This window comes from Mycolicibacterium chubuense (assembly GCF_001044255.1).
GTDB classification, from domain to species: Bacteria; Actinomycetota; Actinomycetes; order Mycobacteriales; family Mycobacteriaceae; genus Mycobacterium; species Mycobacterium chubuense.
Genome location: NZ_JYNX01000038.1, coordinates 58223 through 73916, shown reverse-complemented (window position 1 = coordinate 73916; position 15694 = coordinate 58223). Strand labels below are relative to the sequence as shown.

Below are 15694 nucleotides of genomic sequence, written 5' to 3'. Positions count from 1 at the left end.
CGGTGGTTTCCTGATGGTGATCGAGCTGCAGACCGATCTGCTGTCCGCCGCGCGCCGAGCGCACCAGCGGCGGGACTGGCGGGCGAGCTACGAGGCGTTCGAGCTCGCGAGCCGGCAGGCTCCGCTGCGCACCGATGATCTGGACGCGTTCGCGTTCGCGGCGTGGCGGCTCGGCCACATCAAGGAGTCGAGCCGCGCCGCCGAGCGGGTGTTCGCGGAGCTGACCAGAACCGACCCTGCCGCCGCGGCGATGAAGGCCAACGAGCTGGCGCTGGCGTGGCTGGTGCGCGGCGACCTCAACATCGGCCAGGGCTGGATGAACCGGGCCCGCCGCCTCCTGGCGGGCACCGACGAGACGGCCGCGCACGGGTATCTCACCTACCTGGAGGCGGCGGTCGCCGCCATCACCCACGACGTTGACGGTTTGCGCGCCCGCGTCGGCGCAATGCGCGAGTTGAGTGCGCGCCTCGACGTGCCCGCAGTCACCGCGCTGAGCCTGATCGCCGCAGGCGTGGAGGCGATCCTGCAAGCGCGCACGGCCGAGGGCTATGCGCTGTTCGACGAGGCGATCCTGCCGCTGGTGGCCGACCAGGTGCCGATCGAGTGGGCCGGCGACATCTACTGCATGGTGCTGCACCACTGTCACAAGCTCGCCGATCTTCCCCGGATGCGCACCTGGACGCAGTCGATGGAGCAGTGGTGCGGGCTGTCGGGCTCCGTGCCCTACGGCGGGGTCTGCGACGTGCACCGGCTGCAGGTCAGGGCCGCCACCGACGACTACCGCGGGCTCGAGGACCGACTTTCGCGGGCCAGCCGCGCACTGGAAGAGGTGAATTCCTGGGCGGCCGCCGAAGGTTACTACCAGCTCGGTGAGGTGCGCCGTCTCCGTGGTGATTTCGACGGTGCCGCAACAGCTTTCGAGCAAGCCAGGACCCTCGGCATGGACCCGCAACCCGGTGCGGCGCTGCTGGCGTGCCGGCGTGGCGATCGGCAGGGCGCCTGGACGGCGATCCGGGTCGCGCTGGCCGGACGCGACCGCCTCACGCGGGTGCGGCTGCTGCGCGCGGCGGTGGAGATCTCGTTGAGTCGCGACGCGCTCGACGAGGCCGAACGCTATTGCGCCGAACTGGAAGCGGATGCGGCAGCGTTCCAGACACCTGGATTCCGCGGATGGGCGGCGCATGCCCGCGGGGCCGTACTGGTGCGCGCACAGCAGTTCGGCCGGGCGCTCGAGGCCCTGCAGGTGGCGTTGACCGAATACCGGACGCAGCAGTCCCGCTATGAGACCGCTGAGGTCTACGAGTGGATGGCGCTGGCGCACCGCGGACTCGGTCATGCCGACGCCGCCGCCGCGGACGCCGCGACCGCCGACGCGATCTACGCCCAGCTCGGGGTCGAACCGGCGGGCATCTGCGGTGCACCGTCGCCCGGTGGGTTGACGCGCCGGGAACGCGAGGTGCTGACCCTGATCGCGGCCGGCGCCACGAACCGGCAGGTGGCTCAGCAGCTTCATCTCAGTGAGAAGACGGTGAGTCGGCACCTGGCCAACATCTACGCCAAGGCGGGGGTGTCGTCGCGCACCGCCGCGGTGGCCTGGGCTCGCGACAACGCGGTCCTGCCCTAGGTTCTGCATCATCCACCCCAGCACGGGACGAGAAGAATGCACGATCCGACCGATACCGACGCCCACCCTGGCGGCCTACCGTCTGCAGTCATGACAACACTCACCGACGCTGAATCCACCATCGAGGACACTCAGCAGTTCGCCGAACGCATCGTCGGCACCATCGACGCCGCCAGCCTGGCGATCCTGATGTCCATCGGGCACCAGACCGGACTCTTCGACGCCCTGGCTGCGCTGCCGCCGGCCACCAGCACGCAGATCGCCGACGCCGCCGGACTCGACGAACGTTACGTCCGGGAGTGGCTCGGCGGGATGACCGCCGGCCGGATCGTCGAGTACGACGCTGCGGCGCAGACGTATTCGCTTCCCGGCCACCGCGCCGCCGTGCTGACCCGGGCGGCCGGCCCCGACAACCTCGCCCGCGTCGCGCAGTTCATCCCGCTGTTGGGCGAGGTCGAGCAGAAGGTGATCGGCTGCTTCCGCAACGGTGGCGGCCTGTCCTACGCCGAATACCCCCGCTTCCACGCCCTGATGGCCGAGGACAGCGGGGAGGTGTTCGACGCGGCCCTGGTCGATGTCATCCTGCCGCTCATCGACGGGTTACCCGACCGCCTGCGCACCGGTGCCGACGTCGCCGACTTCGGCTGCGGCAGCGGGCATGCGATCAACGTGATGGCCCAGGCGTTTCCGGCCAGCCGGTTCCGCGGCCTGGACTTCTCCGACGAAGGGATCGCCGCCGGAACCGCGGAGGCCCGCCGGCTCGGCGTGCCGAACGCGTCGTTCGAGCGCGCGGACCTGACCCACTACGACGCGGTGGCTGCCTTCGACGTCATCACCGCGTTCGACGCGATCCACGATCAGGCGCACCCCGCGCGCGTACTGGCCAACATCCATCGGGCGCTGCGGCCGGGTGGGGTGTTCCTGATGGTCGATATCAAATCGTCGAGCCGGATCGAGGACAACGTCGGCGTCCCGCTGGCGCCCTATCTCTACACCGTCTCGACGATGCACTGCATGAGTGTCTCGCTCGGTCTCGACGGTGACGGCCTGGGCACCTGTTGGGGTCGCGACCTCGCTCTGTCGATGCTCGCCGATGCCGGCTTCGCCGATGTCGCGGTGCGCGAGATCGAGTCCGACCCGATCAACTACTACTACGTCGCCAGGAAGTGACGCCTCGTCACTAGGCTCGCACCGGTGAGCGCACTCGACGTCCTCGCCGACTGGCCTGTTCCCACCGTCGCGGCCGCGGTGGTGGGCCGGGCCGGGACCCTGGACAGCCACGGCGATCAGGCACGCCGGTTCCCCCTCGCGTCGGTGACGAAGCTGCTGGCCGCGCGGGCGGCGCAGGTCGCCGTCGAGGAGGGCGCGGTCGAGTTGGACACCGCGGCGGGACCGCCCGGCGCGACGGTGCGTCACCTTTTGGCCCACGCCGCGGGCTACGACATGACCTCGGCGAAGATCCTCGCCGCGCCGGGCACCCGGCGGATCTACTCGAATCACGGTTTCGCCGTGCTGGCCGAGACGCTCGAGCAGGAGACGACGATCCCGTTTCCGACCTACCTCGCCGAGTCGGTGTGCGCGCCGCTGGGCATGTCGGACACCACGCTCGAGGGCGGCACCGAGGCCGCGGGGTACGGCGTGACGTCGACGGTCGCGGACCTGGTCGCGTTCGCCGGTGACCTGCTCGCGCCGGTCCTGGTCTCCGAGCAGATGCACACCGATGCGACCTCGGTGCAATTCCCCGGGCTGGACGGCGTGCTGCCCGGGTTCGGCCGGCAGCGGCCCAATGACTGGGGGCTGGGCTTCGAGATCCGCGACGGCAAGTCACCGCACTGGACCGGCGCGGACAACTCGGCCCGCACCTTCGGCCATTTCGGCCAGTCGGGGACCTTTCTGTGGGTGGACCCGGACGCCGGCCTGGCGCTGGTGGTGCTCACCGACCGCCCGTTCGGCGAGTGGGCGCACGACGTGATGCCGGCCCTGTCTGATGAAGTTCTGAGAGATTATCGGCCGGACTAGCGCAACATGCGTCTCACGAGGCACAATAATCTCTGGAAGCACAATTTCATCTGCTGACTCACTCGGAAACCACCAGGTCGTTGGGGAAGACGTCCCTCGTGGAGCCGAAGGAGCAGGAGATGCGTGCAGCGAACCAATTCGCCGACGCGACGACGGGCGTGGTGTACATCCATGCCTCACCCGCGGCGGTGTGCCCGCACGTCGAGTGGGCGTTGTCGTCGACCCTCAACGCGAGGGCGAATTTGAAGTGGACGCCGCAACCGGCCATGCCCGGTCAGCTGCGCGCGGTCACCAACTGGGTCGGACCCGTCGGCACCGGAGCGCAGCTGGCGAACGCGCTGCGCTCCTGGTCGGTGCTGCGCTTCGAGGTCACCGAGGATCCCAGTCATGGCGTCGACGGTCACCGCTGGTGCCACACCCCGCAGCTCGGGCTCTGGAGCGGGGCGATGAGTGCCAACGGTGACGTGATGGTCGGCGAGATGCGACTGCGCACGCTGATGGCCTCGGGCGCCGACACCCTGGCCGCCGAACTGGACTCCGTGCTGGGCACCGCGTGGGATGAGGCGTTGGAGGCCTACCGCGACGGCGGCGTGGGCGCCGAGGTCAGCTGGCTGAGCAGGGGAGTCGGCTAGGCAGATTTCGGCCGCAGCACCTTGAGTGCGCGCGGTACCGCGGACACCTCGACGGGCAGCGGGCACACGTACTCGCCGTCGGCGTAGGCGTTGATCCCGGGTGAGTCGACCGTGATGATCCGGGCCCGCCGCGTCGTCACCTCGTCGAGGTTCACGTGCGTGCCCTTAAAGACGGTCGGGAAGAGCCGGATCAGCCGGGTACGTGACGTCGAGGCGACCATCGTGACGTCGAGCAGACCGTCCGTCGGATCTGCGCCGGGGCAGATCAGCATGCCGCCGCCGTAGCTTCGGGTGTTCCCGAACGCGGCCAGCGTCAGCTCCGTGTTCACCTCGGTCCCGTCGAAGGTCAGCCGGAACGGCAGCAGCCGCAACTTCGACAGCTCGGCGACCATCGCCACGTTGTAGCGCATCCGCCCATGCGGCCAGCGCATCCGGTTGGTGCGGTCGGTCACCAGGGAGTCGAAGCCGGCCGCCATCACCGTCCCGAACCAGCGGTCCGTGCCGTCGGCACCCCGGATCCGGCCGAGGTCGATCGCGTCGACGACGCCGTCGACCACGATGTCGGCGGCCGCCTCGGGATCCTTCTCCGGGATGCCCAGCGCCCGCGCGTGATCGTTGCCGGTGCCCGCCGGAATGATGCCGAGCGGTATCGACGTCTGCGCGAGCACCTGCAGCGCCAGCGAGATGATGCCGTCCCCGCCGACCACCACCAGGGCGTCCATGCCGCGCTCCAGCGCGCCCTCGACCAGCTCGCGGGCATGGGCGGCGTCGCGGCCGGCGAGCGCGACGACGTCGACGCCGCGGGCCTGGAAGCGGCGGATCGCGCGTTCTGCGGCGTGCGGTGCATTGCCGTGCCCGGATGCGGGATTGGTCAGGACGGTGATCCTGTTCACGGAATCAGCTTGCCCGGGTTGAGGATTCCGGTCGGATCGAGCGCGGCCTTGATCGCCCGCAGCAGGGTCACCCCGAGGTCGCCGACCTCGTCACGCATCCACGGGCGGTGATCGGCGCCCACGGCATGGTGGTGGGTGATCGTGGCGCCGGTGCGCACCATCGCGACCGACGCCGCGGCTTTGGCGGTGCGCCACTGTTCGATCGGGTTGCCGCGCTGCGCCGCGACGACGGTGAAGTACAGCGACGCCCCGGTCGGGTAGATGTGCGAGATGTGGCACAACACCAGAGCGGGGGTGCCGGAATCCGCGAGCGAGCGGGTCAGCGCATCGGTGACGGCCGCCTTCAGCGTGGGCACGTTCGACCAGGTGGTCGCCGTCTCCAGCGTCTCGCACAGCGCCCCGGCCGACAGAAGGGCATCACGCAGATACGGCGCGTTGAAACGGCCGTGCTCCCACGCCCTGGCCGGCGCCTCGCCGAGCGACGTTGCGCCCTTGGCGAGCAACAGCTCTCGCGTCTCCGCGTGCCGGCTCGCGACGTGGGCCTCGGTGCCTTCGAACGCCGTGATGGCCAGGCAGCCGCCGGTGATCTGCTGCTCGCCGATGCTCTCGGTGGTGGCGAGATTGACTCCGGTCTCGGCCTCGTCGGAGAGCCGGATGACGGTGGGTCCGGTGCCGGTCTGCACCACCGCGCGCAGCGCGTCGGCACCGGTCGCGAAGTCGGGGAACGACCAGGCCTCGTAGCGGGTGACCTCGGGCACGGGGTGCACGCGCACCCGCACCCGGGTGATGACGCCGAACGCCCCCTCCGAGCCGATCAGCACCTGACGCAGGTCGGGGCCCGCAGCCGAGGCCGGCGCGCGGCCCAGGTCGAGCACACCGGCCGGGGTGATCGCCCGCAGGCCGCGGACCATGTCGTCGAACCGGCCATAGCCCGCCGAGTCTTGACCCGAGGACCGGGTCGCGGCGAAGCCGCCGATGGTGGCGAAGCAGAAACTCTGCGGGAAGTGGCCCAGCGAGAAGCCGCGCTCGCCGAGCAGTTTCTCCGCCTCAGGTCCGGTCAGGCCGGCGCCGAGCTCGGCCTCGCCGGACACCTCGTCGAGTGCGTGCAGTCGGTCGAAGCGGCACAGGTCCAGTGACACCACCGCCTTGAAGTCGCCCCGCAGCGGATCGAGGCCGCCCACGACGCTGGTGCCGCCGCCGAAGGGCACGATCGCGATGCTGTGGTCGGCGCAGAATCGCAGCAGGGCTGCCACCTCGTCGTCGTCCCCGGGGACCAGCACGGCGTCCGGAGCGTCCTGCACGCCGAAGTCCCTGCGCCGCAACAGGTCCAGGGTGGACTTGCCGCCGGCGTGCAGTAGCCGTCCGCGATCGTCGACCACCACGTTGTCGGCGCCGACGATCGCGACCATGGCGTCCCGATCGGCCCTCGACAGCGCCGACGGGCGCACCCGGACCTGCTCGAGCGTCGGTTCGGCGACGGGGTCGGCCTCGATGCCGAGCGCCTGGGTCAACAACGAGCGGATACCGGGGGACAGCGGGGTCGCCGCGTCCGGATCTCCCCAGGCGTTCCACGCCATCGGTGGGTCGGACGGGTGGCCATCATACGCAGACATGCGTTACAGTATTACAGATGATGTCAATCCGTAACTCCGATTCGAGCGTCGATCAGCGCATTCTCGACGCAGCGGCGGCGTGCATCCTCGCCTTTGGCGTCGAGCGGACGACCATGACCGAGATCGCGCGGCGTGCCCGGGTCAGCCGGCCGACGATCTACCGCCGCTGGCCCGACATCCGGTGGGTGATCGCCGAACTGCTCACCGTGCGCATCGCCGGCGTGCTCGAGGAGGTGCCCGACCGCGGGCCCGGCCGGGAATCCATGGTGGACCGCGTGGTCGCGGTCGCCGAGCACCTCCGCAACGACGAGATCGTGCAGTCGGTCATCCGCAACGCACCCGGCCTCGCGATGGTCTACATTGCCGAACGGCTCGGCACCAGCCAGCAGATCCTCATCGACGCGCTGGCCGACGCGATCACGGCGGGCCAGGACGAGGGCAGTATCCGGACCGGCGACCCGCACGAGATGGCCGCGATGTGCCTGCTGATCACCCAGTCCACCATCCAGTCCGCCCAGATGGTCGAGAAGCTCCTCGACGGCCGGGCCCTCGGCGTCGAACTGGCCCGCGCACTGAACGGATACCTCGCCCCATGACCGGTTCGACCGCACTGAACGCCGCGCGCCGCACCCAGGAACTGACCGCGCTCGGCGACGGCGCGCCGCTCGATCTGCTCGTCATCGGGGGCGGGATCACGGGCGCGGGGATCGCGCTGGACGCCGCAACGCGCGGGCTGTCGGTGGCGCTGGTCGAGAAACACGACCTCGCCTTCGGGACCAGCCGGTGGAGTTCGAAACTCGTGCACGGTGGGCTGCGTTACCTGGCGAGCGGCAACGTCGGCATCGCGCGGCGCAGCGCCGTCGAACGCGGAATCCTGATGACGCGCACCGCCCCGCATCTGGTGCACGCGATGCCCCAGCTGGTACCCCTGCTGCCCGAGATGAACCGCGCGTCGCGGGCGCTGGTCCGGTTCGGGTTCGCCGCCGGCGACGGACTGCGCAAGCTGGCGGGCACGCCGGCCTCGGTGCTGCCGCGGTCGCGGCGGATCGGCGCGTCGGAGGCTGTCCGGCTGGCGCCGACCGTGCGCCGTGACGGACTCGACGGTGCGCTGCTGGCCTACGACGGGCAGCTCGTCGACGACGCGCGCCTGGTGACCGCGGTGGCCCGAACCGCCGCCCAGCATGGTGCGCGCATCCTGACCCGCGTCGAGGCGGTCACCGCGTCCCGCACGTCGGTGACGCTGAGAGACACGATGTCCGGGGAGTCGATCGAGGTCCGTGCCCGCGCCGTGGTGAACGCGACCGGCGTGTGGGCGGGACAGGTCGATCCGTCGCTGCGGCTGCGCCCCAGCCGCGGCACCCACCTGGTGTTCGACGCGGCCGCGTTCGGCAATCCGACTGCGGCACTGACCATTCCGATTCCGGGTGAGCTCAACCGTTTCGTGTTCGCGATGCCCGAGCAGCTGGGCCGGGTGTACCTCGGGCTGACCGACGAGGATGCGCCGGGCCTTGTTCCCGACGTCCCGGAGCCGACCCCCGACGAGGTGGCGTTCCTGCTCGATACCGTGAACACCGCACTCGCGACCGCTCTGGGTCCCTCGGATGTGCTCGGGGCATACGCCGGACTGCGGCCGCTGATCGACACCGGCGGCGGACGCACGGCCGACGTGTCGCGGGAGCATGCCGTCACCGAGTCGCCGACCGGGGTGCTCAGCGTGATCGGCGGCAAGCTCACCGAATACCGCTTCATGGCCGAGGATGTCGTCGACCACGCCGTCGAACTGCGGGGACTGTCAGCGCAGCCATGCCGCACCCGCAACCTCCCGCTCGTCGGCGCCCCCGCGAATCCCGTTGCCGCGCAAGCATCGTCGACGGATCTGCCTGGATCCCTCGTCGAACGCTACGGCGCCGAGGCGCCCAACGTGATCGCCCAGGCGTCCTGCCCGCGCCCCGTCGACCCCGTCGCCGACGGCATCGACGTCACTCGGGCCGAATTCGAGTACGCGGTCACCCACGAGGGCGCGCTGACCGTCGACGACATCCTCGACCGGCGCACGCGCATCGGTCTGATCGCCGCCGACCGCGAACGCGCACTGCCCGCCGCGGAGGAGATGCTGGCCACCGCGGAATAGCATTCCGGGCTGCGAAATCACCTGTGCGGCAGCCCGGAATGCTATTCCGGCGCAGATTACAGCGGGATGTTCTTGTGGCGGCCGCGGCGTGCCGGGGCCTCGGCCAGCGCCTGCGTCAGCTTCGAGCGGGTGTGAGCGGGGTCGATCTTCTCGTCCACCACACCGATCTCGATCGCGGAATCCACACCGCCGGCGATCTTCTCGTGCTCGATGGCCAGTGCCTCGTGCAGCGACTCGCGCTCCTCGGGCGCGGCGGCGGCCAGCTTCTTCTTGTGCAGGATGCCGACGGCGGCCTTGGCGCCCATGACGGCGACCTCGGCCTCGGGCCACGCGAACACCTTGGTGGCGTTCAGCGACCGCGAGTTCATCGCGATGTAGGCGCCGCCGTAGATCTTGCGGGTCACCAGCGTGACGCGGGGCACCGACGACTCACCGAACGCGTGCAGCAGCTTCGCACCGCGACGGACCACGCCGCCCCACTCCTGGTCCACACCGGGCAGGTAGCCCGGCACGTCGACGACCACGACCAGCGGGATGCCGAACGCGTCGCACAGCCGCACGAAACGTGCTGACTTCTCGGCACTCTCGGAGTTCAGGCAACCGCCCAGGCGCAGCGGGTTGTTGGCGATCACGCCGACGGTGCGCCCGGCCAGCCGGCCCAGGCCCACCACGATCGACGGCGCCCAGCGGGACTGGAACTCCTCGAACGGCACGCCCTCGTCCAACAGCGCCTCGACCAGCGGGTGCACGTCGTAGGCACGTCGCGCCGACTCGGGCAGCAGCGCCTTGAGGTCGGTGTCGCCGGCCTCGGCCTTGCTGCGGTCAAAATGGCCCTGCTGGCAGAACAGTCCGACCAGGCGGCGGCCGCGCTCATAGGCGTCGAGCTCGTCGTCGGCGACGATGTGGCACACGCCCGACTTCTTGTGGTGCGCCTCGGGGCCGCCCAGAGAGACCATGTCGACGTCCTCGCCGGTGACACTGCGCACGACGTCGGGTCCGGTGACGAACACCTTGCTGTCCGGGGCCATCACGATCACGTCGGTCAGAGCGGGGCCGTAAGCGGCGCCGCCAGCCGCGAAGCCGACCACCACCGAGATCTGCGGGATGTAGCCCGACGCGCGGATCATCGCCTCGAACACCAGACCGACCGCGTGCAGCGCCTTGACGCCCTCGGCCAGCCGGGCGCCGCCCGAGTGCCAGATGCCGATGATGGGGCTCTGCTCGTCGATCGCAACGTCATAGGCGTCGACGATGTGCTTGCAGCCGTCCACGCCCATCGCGCCACCCATGACGGTGCCGTCGGTGCAGAACGCGACGGTCCGGACGCCGTTGACGGTGCCCGCGGCGGCGAGCACGCCGGACTTGTCGCGCTCGTGGAGCAGCTCGACACTGCCGTCGTCGAAGAAGGTCGACAGCCGCAGCAGAGGATCGCGGGGGTCGAGGGAGTCGTCGACGGCTTCGGGTAGGCGGTTTTCGATGGTCGTCATATGTTCTCCTGCTTGTCAGTACTTCCCGAAGGCGAGTGCGACGTTGTGCCCGCCGAAACCGAACGAATTGTTGATGGCGTAGTCGAAATTGCCAGGCCGAGGACCGCCCGCGACGACGTCGAGGTCGATCTCGGGATCGAGGTTCTTCAGATTGAGTGTGGGGGGAATGACGCCGTTGCGCAGCGCCTGCACCGTGAGGATGGACTCCACCGCGCCCACTGCGCCGACGGAGTGGCCCAGCGCGGACTTCGGTGCGTAGACGGCGGGCCGGTGCCCGCGCATCGCGTTGTTGATGGCCCGACCCTCCGCGACGTCGCCGACGCTGGTGCCGGTGGCGTGCGCGTTGACGTGGTCGATGTCGGACGGCTTCAGACCGGCGAGCTCGATGGCCCGCGACATCGCGTAACCCGCCCGCTCACCGTCTGGGTCGGGCGCCACCATGTGGTAGCCGTCGGAGGTGATGCTCGCGCCCATCAGCCGGGCGAGGATGGTGGCGCCGCGCGCTTTGGCGTGCTCCTCGGTCTCGATGACCATAAGCGCCCCGGCCTCGCCGAAGACGAAGCCGTCACGGTCCTTGTCGAACGGGCGGCAGGCGCCGGCGGGGTCGTCGTTGTTGGTCGACATCACGATGCGCATCTGCGCGAAGCCGGCGATCGGCACCGCCTCGATGCGCTGCTCGACGCCACCGCAGATGGCGATGTCGGCCTCACCGAGCACGATGTTGCGCCACGCCTGCGCGATGCCCTCCGAACCCGACGCACACGCCGACACCGGGGTGACGACCCCGGCCCTGGCGTGGCGTTCGAGCCCGACCACGGCGGACGGGCCGTTGGGCATGTACATCTGCACCGCCAGCGGGGACACGGCGGTGATGCCGCGATCCCGCATGCCGTCGTAGGCGAACACCAGCGCCTCGGCACCGCCGAGACCGGTCCCGATCGACACCAGCAGACGGCTGCTGTCGACGTCGGGGGACCCGGCGTTCTCCCAGACACGACGCCCCAGCACGGTGGCCATCTTCTGCGGGTAGGACATCCGCCGGTTTTCGTCCTCGGTCAGTTCCCCGACGAAGTCCTCCAGCAGATGGCCGCCGATGCGCACCGGCAGATCGAACTCCTCGACATAGGGATCGTCGAGCAGTCGGATGCCGCTCCTACCCTCCAGCAGGGCCTTCCAGGTGCCGTCGGCATCGGTGGCGACGCTCGTCGTCATCGCCATCCCGGTCACGACGACATCGGGAAGCCCGCTACCTGTTGTCGGCGAAGCCATGCTGGGGCGCGTGTCCTTTCCTACTACGTGTTCTCTACTCGTCAGCCCTAGTAACGACCGAAGGCCAGAGCCACATTGTGGCCACCGAAGCCGAACGAGTTGTTGATCGCATAGCGGTAGTCGCCGTATCGAGGCTCACCCGCGACGACATCGAGATCGATCTCGGGGTCGGGTGTCTCGTAGTTCAGCGTCGGAGGAATGACACCGTCACGCAGCGCCATCACCGTCAACGCCGACTCCAGGGCACCCACCGCGCCGATCGAGTGGCCCAGCGCCGACTTCGGTGCGTACACCGCGGCGTGGTCCACACCGGCCACGCGGATCGCGTTGGCCTCGGCCGTGTCACCGATCGAGGTGGCCGTGGCGTGCGCGTTGACGTGCTGGATGTCCTTGGGCTCGAGGCCCGCGGTCTCCATCGCACGCTTCATCGCATGACCGGCCCGCAGCCCGTCGGCCGCCGGAGCGACCATGTGGAAGGCGTCCGACGTGATGCCGGCGCCCATCAGCCGGGCCAGCGGCTTGGCGCCGCGGGCTTTGGCGTGCTCCTCGGTCTCGATGATCATCAGCGCGCCGGCCTCACCGAATACGAAGCCGTCGCGGTTCTTGTCGAACGGCCGCGACGCTCCTGCCGGATCCTCGTTGTTGGTCGACATGGCGCGCATCATCGAGAACGCCGCGATGGGCAGTGCCTCGATGCCGCCTTCCACGCCGCCACAGACCGCGAAGTCAGCGTCACCCATGACGATCGAACGCCACGCGTGGGCGATCGCCTCCGAACCCGACGAGCACGCCGACACCGGGGTGATGACCCCGGCGCGTGCGCCCAGTTCGAGTCCGGCGACGGCCGCGGCACCGTTCGGCATGATCATCTGCACGGCGAGCGGCGACACCTTGCGGGGGCCGCCCTCGTTCATCGCGTCGTAGGTCTCGACGATCTTCTCGCCGCCACCCAGACCGGTGCCGATGACCACCGCGAACCGGTCGGGGTCGACCTCGGGCTTGCCCGCGGTCTCCCACAACCGGCCCGACAGCAGCTTCGACATGCGCTGCACGTAGGACATGCGGCGCATGTCGAGCCGGGACATGTGGCTGTCGACGTTGTCGACCAGGTGGCCACCGATGCGCACCGGCAGGTCCCACTTGGTGACGAAGTCGTCCTCCAGAATCCGGATGCCGCTTTCGCCTGCAAGAAGGCCCTTCCACGTGCTCTCGATGTCACCAGCGAGAGCCGTGGTGGCCTCGACGGCGGTCACCACGACGCTGGGGAAACCTCCGTTAGCAGTGGAAGGCCTGCTCATTCTGCTGCGAACTTCTCGCGCAGGGCCGCGGCGGCCTCGGGGTTCTCTTCCTCGAGCTTCTGGATGTAGGCGACGACGTCACCGACGGTGCGCAGACCGGCGAGGTCCTCGTCGGGGATCTTCACGCCGTACTTGTCCTCGGTCTGCACGGCGATCTCGACCATCGACAGCGAGTCGATGTCCAGGTCGTCGACGAACGACTTCTCCGGAGTCACCTCGGACGGCTCGATACCGGTGACCTCTTCGATGATCTCGGCGAGACCGGCGATGATTTCTTCCTGACTGGCGGGCACAGTGGCTCCTTCTATTTATCGGGTGTTACCTGGTCGAACGATGGGGGGTCGTGCTCTCGTCACGGGGCGGCGCGCAGGGCTTCTGCGAGTCCGTCCAGATCGGAGGGGGTCTTGATCGGATGCGTCGGGGTGCCCTTGAGCTCCCGCTTGGCGATGCCGCTCAGCGTGCCGGCCGGCGGGAACTCGACGAGCGCGGTGGCGCCGAGCTCGCGCAGGGTCTCGTTGCACAGATCCCAGCGCACCGGACGGGTCATCTGGGCGACGAGCTTGGTCATCGCATCGGCGGCCGACTCGACCGGGCGGCCGTCGGCGTTCGACAGCAGCGTGACCGTCGGCTCCGACGGGGTGATGCGGCCCGCGACGGCGGCGTACTCGTCCAGGGCGGGCGCCATGTAGCGGGTGTGGAACGCGCCCGCGGTCGCGAGCGGACGGACCCGGGCGCGTGCCGGCGGATCCTCCGCGAGCTTCTCCAGTGCCGCGACGGCGCCGGCGGCGACGATCTGGCCGGCCGCGTTGCGGTTGGCCGGAACCAGGTCCAGGGCGTCGAGCCGGGCGAGCACCTCGGCCTCGTCCCCACCCAGGAGCGCGGACATGCCGGTGGGCTCCAGCGCGCAGGCCTTGGCCATCTCGCGGCCGCGGGTGGCGGCCAGGGCGACGGCCTCGTCGGCGGTGATCACGCCGGCGATCGCGTAGGCGGCGATCTCGCCGACCGAGTGGCCGGCGGCGACGAGCTGCTCGGTGCCCGTCAGGATGTCTCGCTTGGCCAGTTCCTCGTAGGCCAGCAGCGTGGCGGCCACGACGAGGGGCTGGGTCACCGCGGTGTCGGTGATCTCCTCGGCGTCGGCGGTGGTGCCGAGCCGTGCCAGATCCAGGCCGCTGATCTCCGACCACGACGCGATGCGCGTCGCGGCGCCGGGAAGCTCCAGCCACTCGGCGAGCATGCCGGGAGTCTGGGAGCCCTGTCCGGGCGCGAGGAATGCAAGCACTGTTTTGTCAGGCACGTCTCTAAGAGAACATTGTGAAGACGCTTTTGCGCCGTGTAAGAGACTATGAACTCTTTCTTAGGTTTTTGTGGAGAGCCCACAAAACCGCATGTGATGCGACTGCATCGAGACCGCGTCGCAACATGTCACCGCGCAGAACGCGCCGCGGATGTGACCGATGCAACATCAGTGACCTGCTCAGATCCTGCCCGCGCAGATGGGGTCGACTGCGTCTGACGGCGTAGACGGCCCACCGTGGAGGCCACCCGCAACACGTAGGCATCCCGGGGAAGCGTGGCGTCACGGCCCGTGAAGTCGGCGATCCGTTTGAGCCGGTAGCGGACGGTATTTGGATGAACGAACAATTTGCGTGCGCACGCTTCGATCGCGCCACCGGAGTCCAGATACGCGTCGAGTGTCTCCGTCAGCGCGGGTCCGGCGTCCGCGAGCGGGCGCATCACCTCCGCCTCCAGCGCGGCGGCGGCCGAGGCGTCGCCGAGCAGCGCCCGCTCGGGGAGCAGTTCACGGGCCGCCACCGGGCGCGGCGCGCCCGCCCATCCGGCGACGGCGTTCATCCCGGCGATGGCCTCGGTGGCGCTGATGTGGGCCGCGCCCAGCGTCGGCGCCATCGGCCCGATGACCACCGGACCGTCAGCGAACACCGTCATCAACTCCGACAGGAAGCGGTCGGTGTGCGACAGCCCGCCCGAGACGACGGTCACCAGCCAGGTGCCGTGCACGTCGGCCAGGGCTGAGCGACCGTTGCGGGCCGCGACGTCGTGCACGTCCTCACCCGTCAGGTCCATCCGGTCAGGACGCGGCAGCCCGACGATCACCGTCGCCGCCGCGGTGGCGTCCCAGTTCAGCGCCGCGGCCTGTGACTGCAGATCCGGTCCGATGTCGCCGCGCACCACGGCGTCGATCAGGTTCGCCTCCATCCGGGTGTCCCACGCGCCGCGGGCCTCGGCCTGGTCGGCGTAGGCGGTGGCCGCGGCGAAGGCCAGGTCACGGCTGTAGCGCAGGATGCCCGCGGTCAGCGCGGTCAACTGCTCCTCGCTGCGCGCCAGCAGCGGCACGACCTCCTCGAAGAACTCCATCGTCACGCGCACCATCTCCACGGACTGGCGCAGCGCGATGCGCCGGCGCAGGTCCTGCGGCACCACCTCGAACGCCTGCGCGGTGTAGCTGACGTCGCTGTCGGGCTGACGCATCCACTCGACGAAATTCACCACCGCGGTCTGCACTACCAGCTGCACGCTGGCCCGCTGTGACGCCTCCAGATCCGCGAAGAAGGGCAGCCGTTCACCCATCACCTGCACGGCCTCGGTGGCCAGCCGACCCGAGTACTGGCTGAGCCGGCGCAGCACCGAGTCCGGAACGTTCTCCAGCACCTCGACGGTCGACCGGGGCGGGACGAACCGATTGTTGTCGGCCATCCCTAAAATCTACGCC

Annotated in this window: 14 protein-coding genes; 6 read left to right on the top strand and 8 right to left on the bottom strand. The window is 69.7% G+C overall.

Annotation, left to right across the window (positions count from 1 at the left end; genetic code table 11):
* Positions 1 to 13 precede the first annotated feature (13 nt).
* The 4 genes from MCHUDSM44219_RS15705 (at position 14) to MCHUDSM44219_RS15690 (ending at position 4275) form a co-directional block, all read left to right on the top strand.
* The gene (locus MCHUDSM44219_RS15705) at positions 14 to 1624 is read left to right on the top strand and encodes a LuxR family transcriptional regulator (RefSeq protein WP_048419184.1); all 1611 of its coding nucleotides are present in this window, start codon (positions 14 to 16) and stop codon (positions 1622 to 1624) included.
* Between the two features lie 90 nt (positions 1625 to 1714).
* A complete protein-coding gene (locus tag MCHUDSM44219_RS15700; RefSeq protein ID WP_048419183.1) occupies positions 1715 to 2794 on the top strand; it encodes a class I SAM-dependent methyltransferase in 1080 nt (359 codons plus the stop codon).
* A gap of 24 nt (positions 2795 to 2818) precedes the next feature.
* Positions 2819 to 3643, top strand: coding sequence for a serine hydrolase domain-containing protein (locus MCHUDSM44219_RS15695; RefSeq protein WP_048419182.1), 825 nt, complete (start codon positions 2819 to 2821; stop codon positions 3641 to 3643).
* A gap of 119 nt (positions 3644 to 3762) precedes the next feature.
* Entirely contained in the window at positions 3763 to 4275 is a 513-nt protein-coding gene (locus tag MCHUDSM44219_RS15690) for a DUF3145 domain-containing protein (RefSeq protein ID WP_048419299.1), read from the top strand.
* Here the strand turns inward: MCHUDSM44219_RS15690 and MCHUDSM44219_RS15685 are convergent.
* The gene (locus MCHUDSM44219_RS15685; protein ID WP_048419181.1) at positions 4272 to 5168 is read right to left on the bottom strand and encodes a diacylglycerol kinase; all 897 of its coding nucleotides are present in this window, start codon (positions 5166 to 5168) and stop codon (positions 4272 to 4274) included. The genes MCHUDSM44219_RS15690 and MCHUDSM44219_RS15685 overlap by 4 nt on opposite strands.
* Positions 5165 to 6745, bottom strand: coding sequence for an FAD-binding oxidoreductase (locus tag MCHUDSM44219_RS15680; protein WP_048419180.1), 1581 nt, complete (start codon positions 6743 to 6745; stop codon positions 5165 to 5167). Before MCHUDSM44219_RS15680 ends, MCHUDSM44219_RS15685 begins: the two co-directional genes overlap by 4 nt.
* Before the next feature lie 53 nt (positions 6746 to 6798).
* On the opposite strand from MCHUDSM44219_RS15680, the gene MCHUDSM44219_RS15675 reads away from it, so the two are divergent.
* Both MCHUDSM44219_RS15675 and MCHUDSM44219_RS15670 read left to right on the top strand, forming a co-directional pair.
* Entirely contained in the window at positions 6799 to 7377 is a 579-nt protein-coding gene (locus MCHUDSM44219_RS15675; protein ID WP_048419179.1) for a TetR/AcrR family transcriptional regulator, read from the top strand.
* Positions 7374 to 8912, top strand: a complete 1539-nt coding sequence (locus MCHUDSM44219_RS15670; protein WP_048419178.1) for a glycerol-3-phosphate dehydrogenase/oxidase — start codon at positions 7374 to 7376, stop codon at positions 8910 to 8912. The genes MCHUDSM44219_RS15675 and MCHUDSM44219_RS15670 overlap by 4 nt, the downstream gene beginning before the upstream one ends.
* 56 nt (positions 8913 to 8968) lie before the next feature.
* On the opposite strand, the gene MCHUDSM44219_RS15665 is transcribed toward MCHUDSM44219_RS15670, so the two are convergent.
* The 6 genes from MCHUDSM44219_RS15665 to MCHUDSM44219_RS15640 form a co-directional block, all read right to left on the bottom strand.
* Positions 8969 to 10399, bottom strand: coding sequence for an acyl-CoA carboxylase subunit beta (locus MCHUDSM44219_RS15665; protein ID WP_048419177.1), 1431 nt, complete (start codon positions 10397 to 10399; stop codon positions 8969 to 8971).
* A 15-nt stretch (positions 10400 to 10414) separates the two neighbouring features.
* Positions 10415 to 11668, bottom strand: coding sequence for a 3-oxoacyl-ACP synthase KasB (kasB, locus tag MCHUDSM44219_RS15660; RefSeq protein ID WP_048419176.1), 1254 nt, complete (start codon positions 11666 to 11668; stop codon positions 10415 to 10417).
* A gap of 47 nt (positions 11669 to 11715) precedes the next feature.
* A complete protein-coding gene (gene kasA / locus MCHUDSM44219_RS15655) occupies positions 11716 to 12966 on the bottom strand; it encodes a 3-oxoacyl-ACP synthase KasA (protein ID WP_048419175.1) in 1251 nt (416 codons plus the stop codon).
* Entirely contained in the window at positions 12963 to 13259 is a 297-nt protein-coding gene (gene acpM / locus MCHUDSM44219_RS15650) for a meromycolate extension acyl carrier protein AcpM (protein ID WP_043410381.1), read from the bottom strand. Before acpM ends, kasA begins: the two co-directional genes overlap by 4 nt.
* A gap of 59 nt (positions 13260 to 13318) precedes the next feature.
* The gene (locus tag MCHUDSM44219_RS15645; protein ID WP_048419174.1) at positions 13319 to 14245 is read right to left on the bottom strand and encodes an ACP S-malonyltransferase; all 927 of its coding nucleotides are present in this window, start codon (positions 14243 to 14245) and stop codon (positions 13319 to 13321) included.
* A 143-nt stretch (positions 14246 to 14388) separates the two neighbouring features.
* Positions 14389 to 15678, bottom strand: coding sequence for a PucR family transcriptional regulator (locus tag MCHUDSM44219_RS15640; RefSeq protein ID WP_048419173.1), 1290 nt, complete (start codon positions 15676 to 15678; stop codon positions 14389 to 14391).
* Positions 15679 to 15694 lie beyond the last annotated feature (16 nt).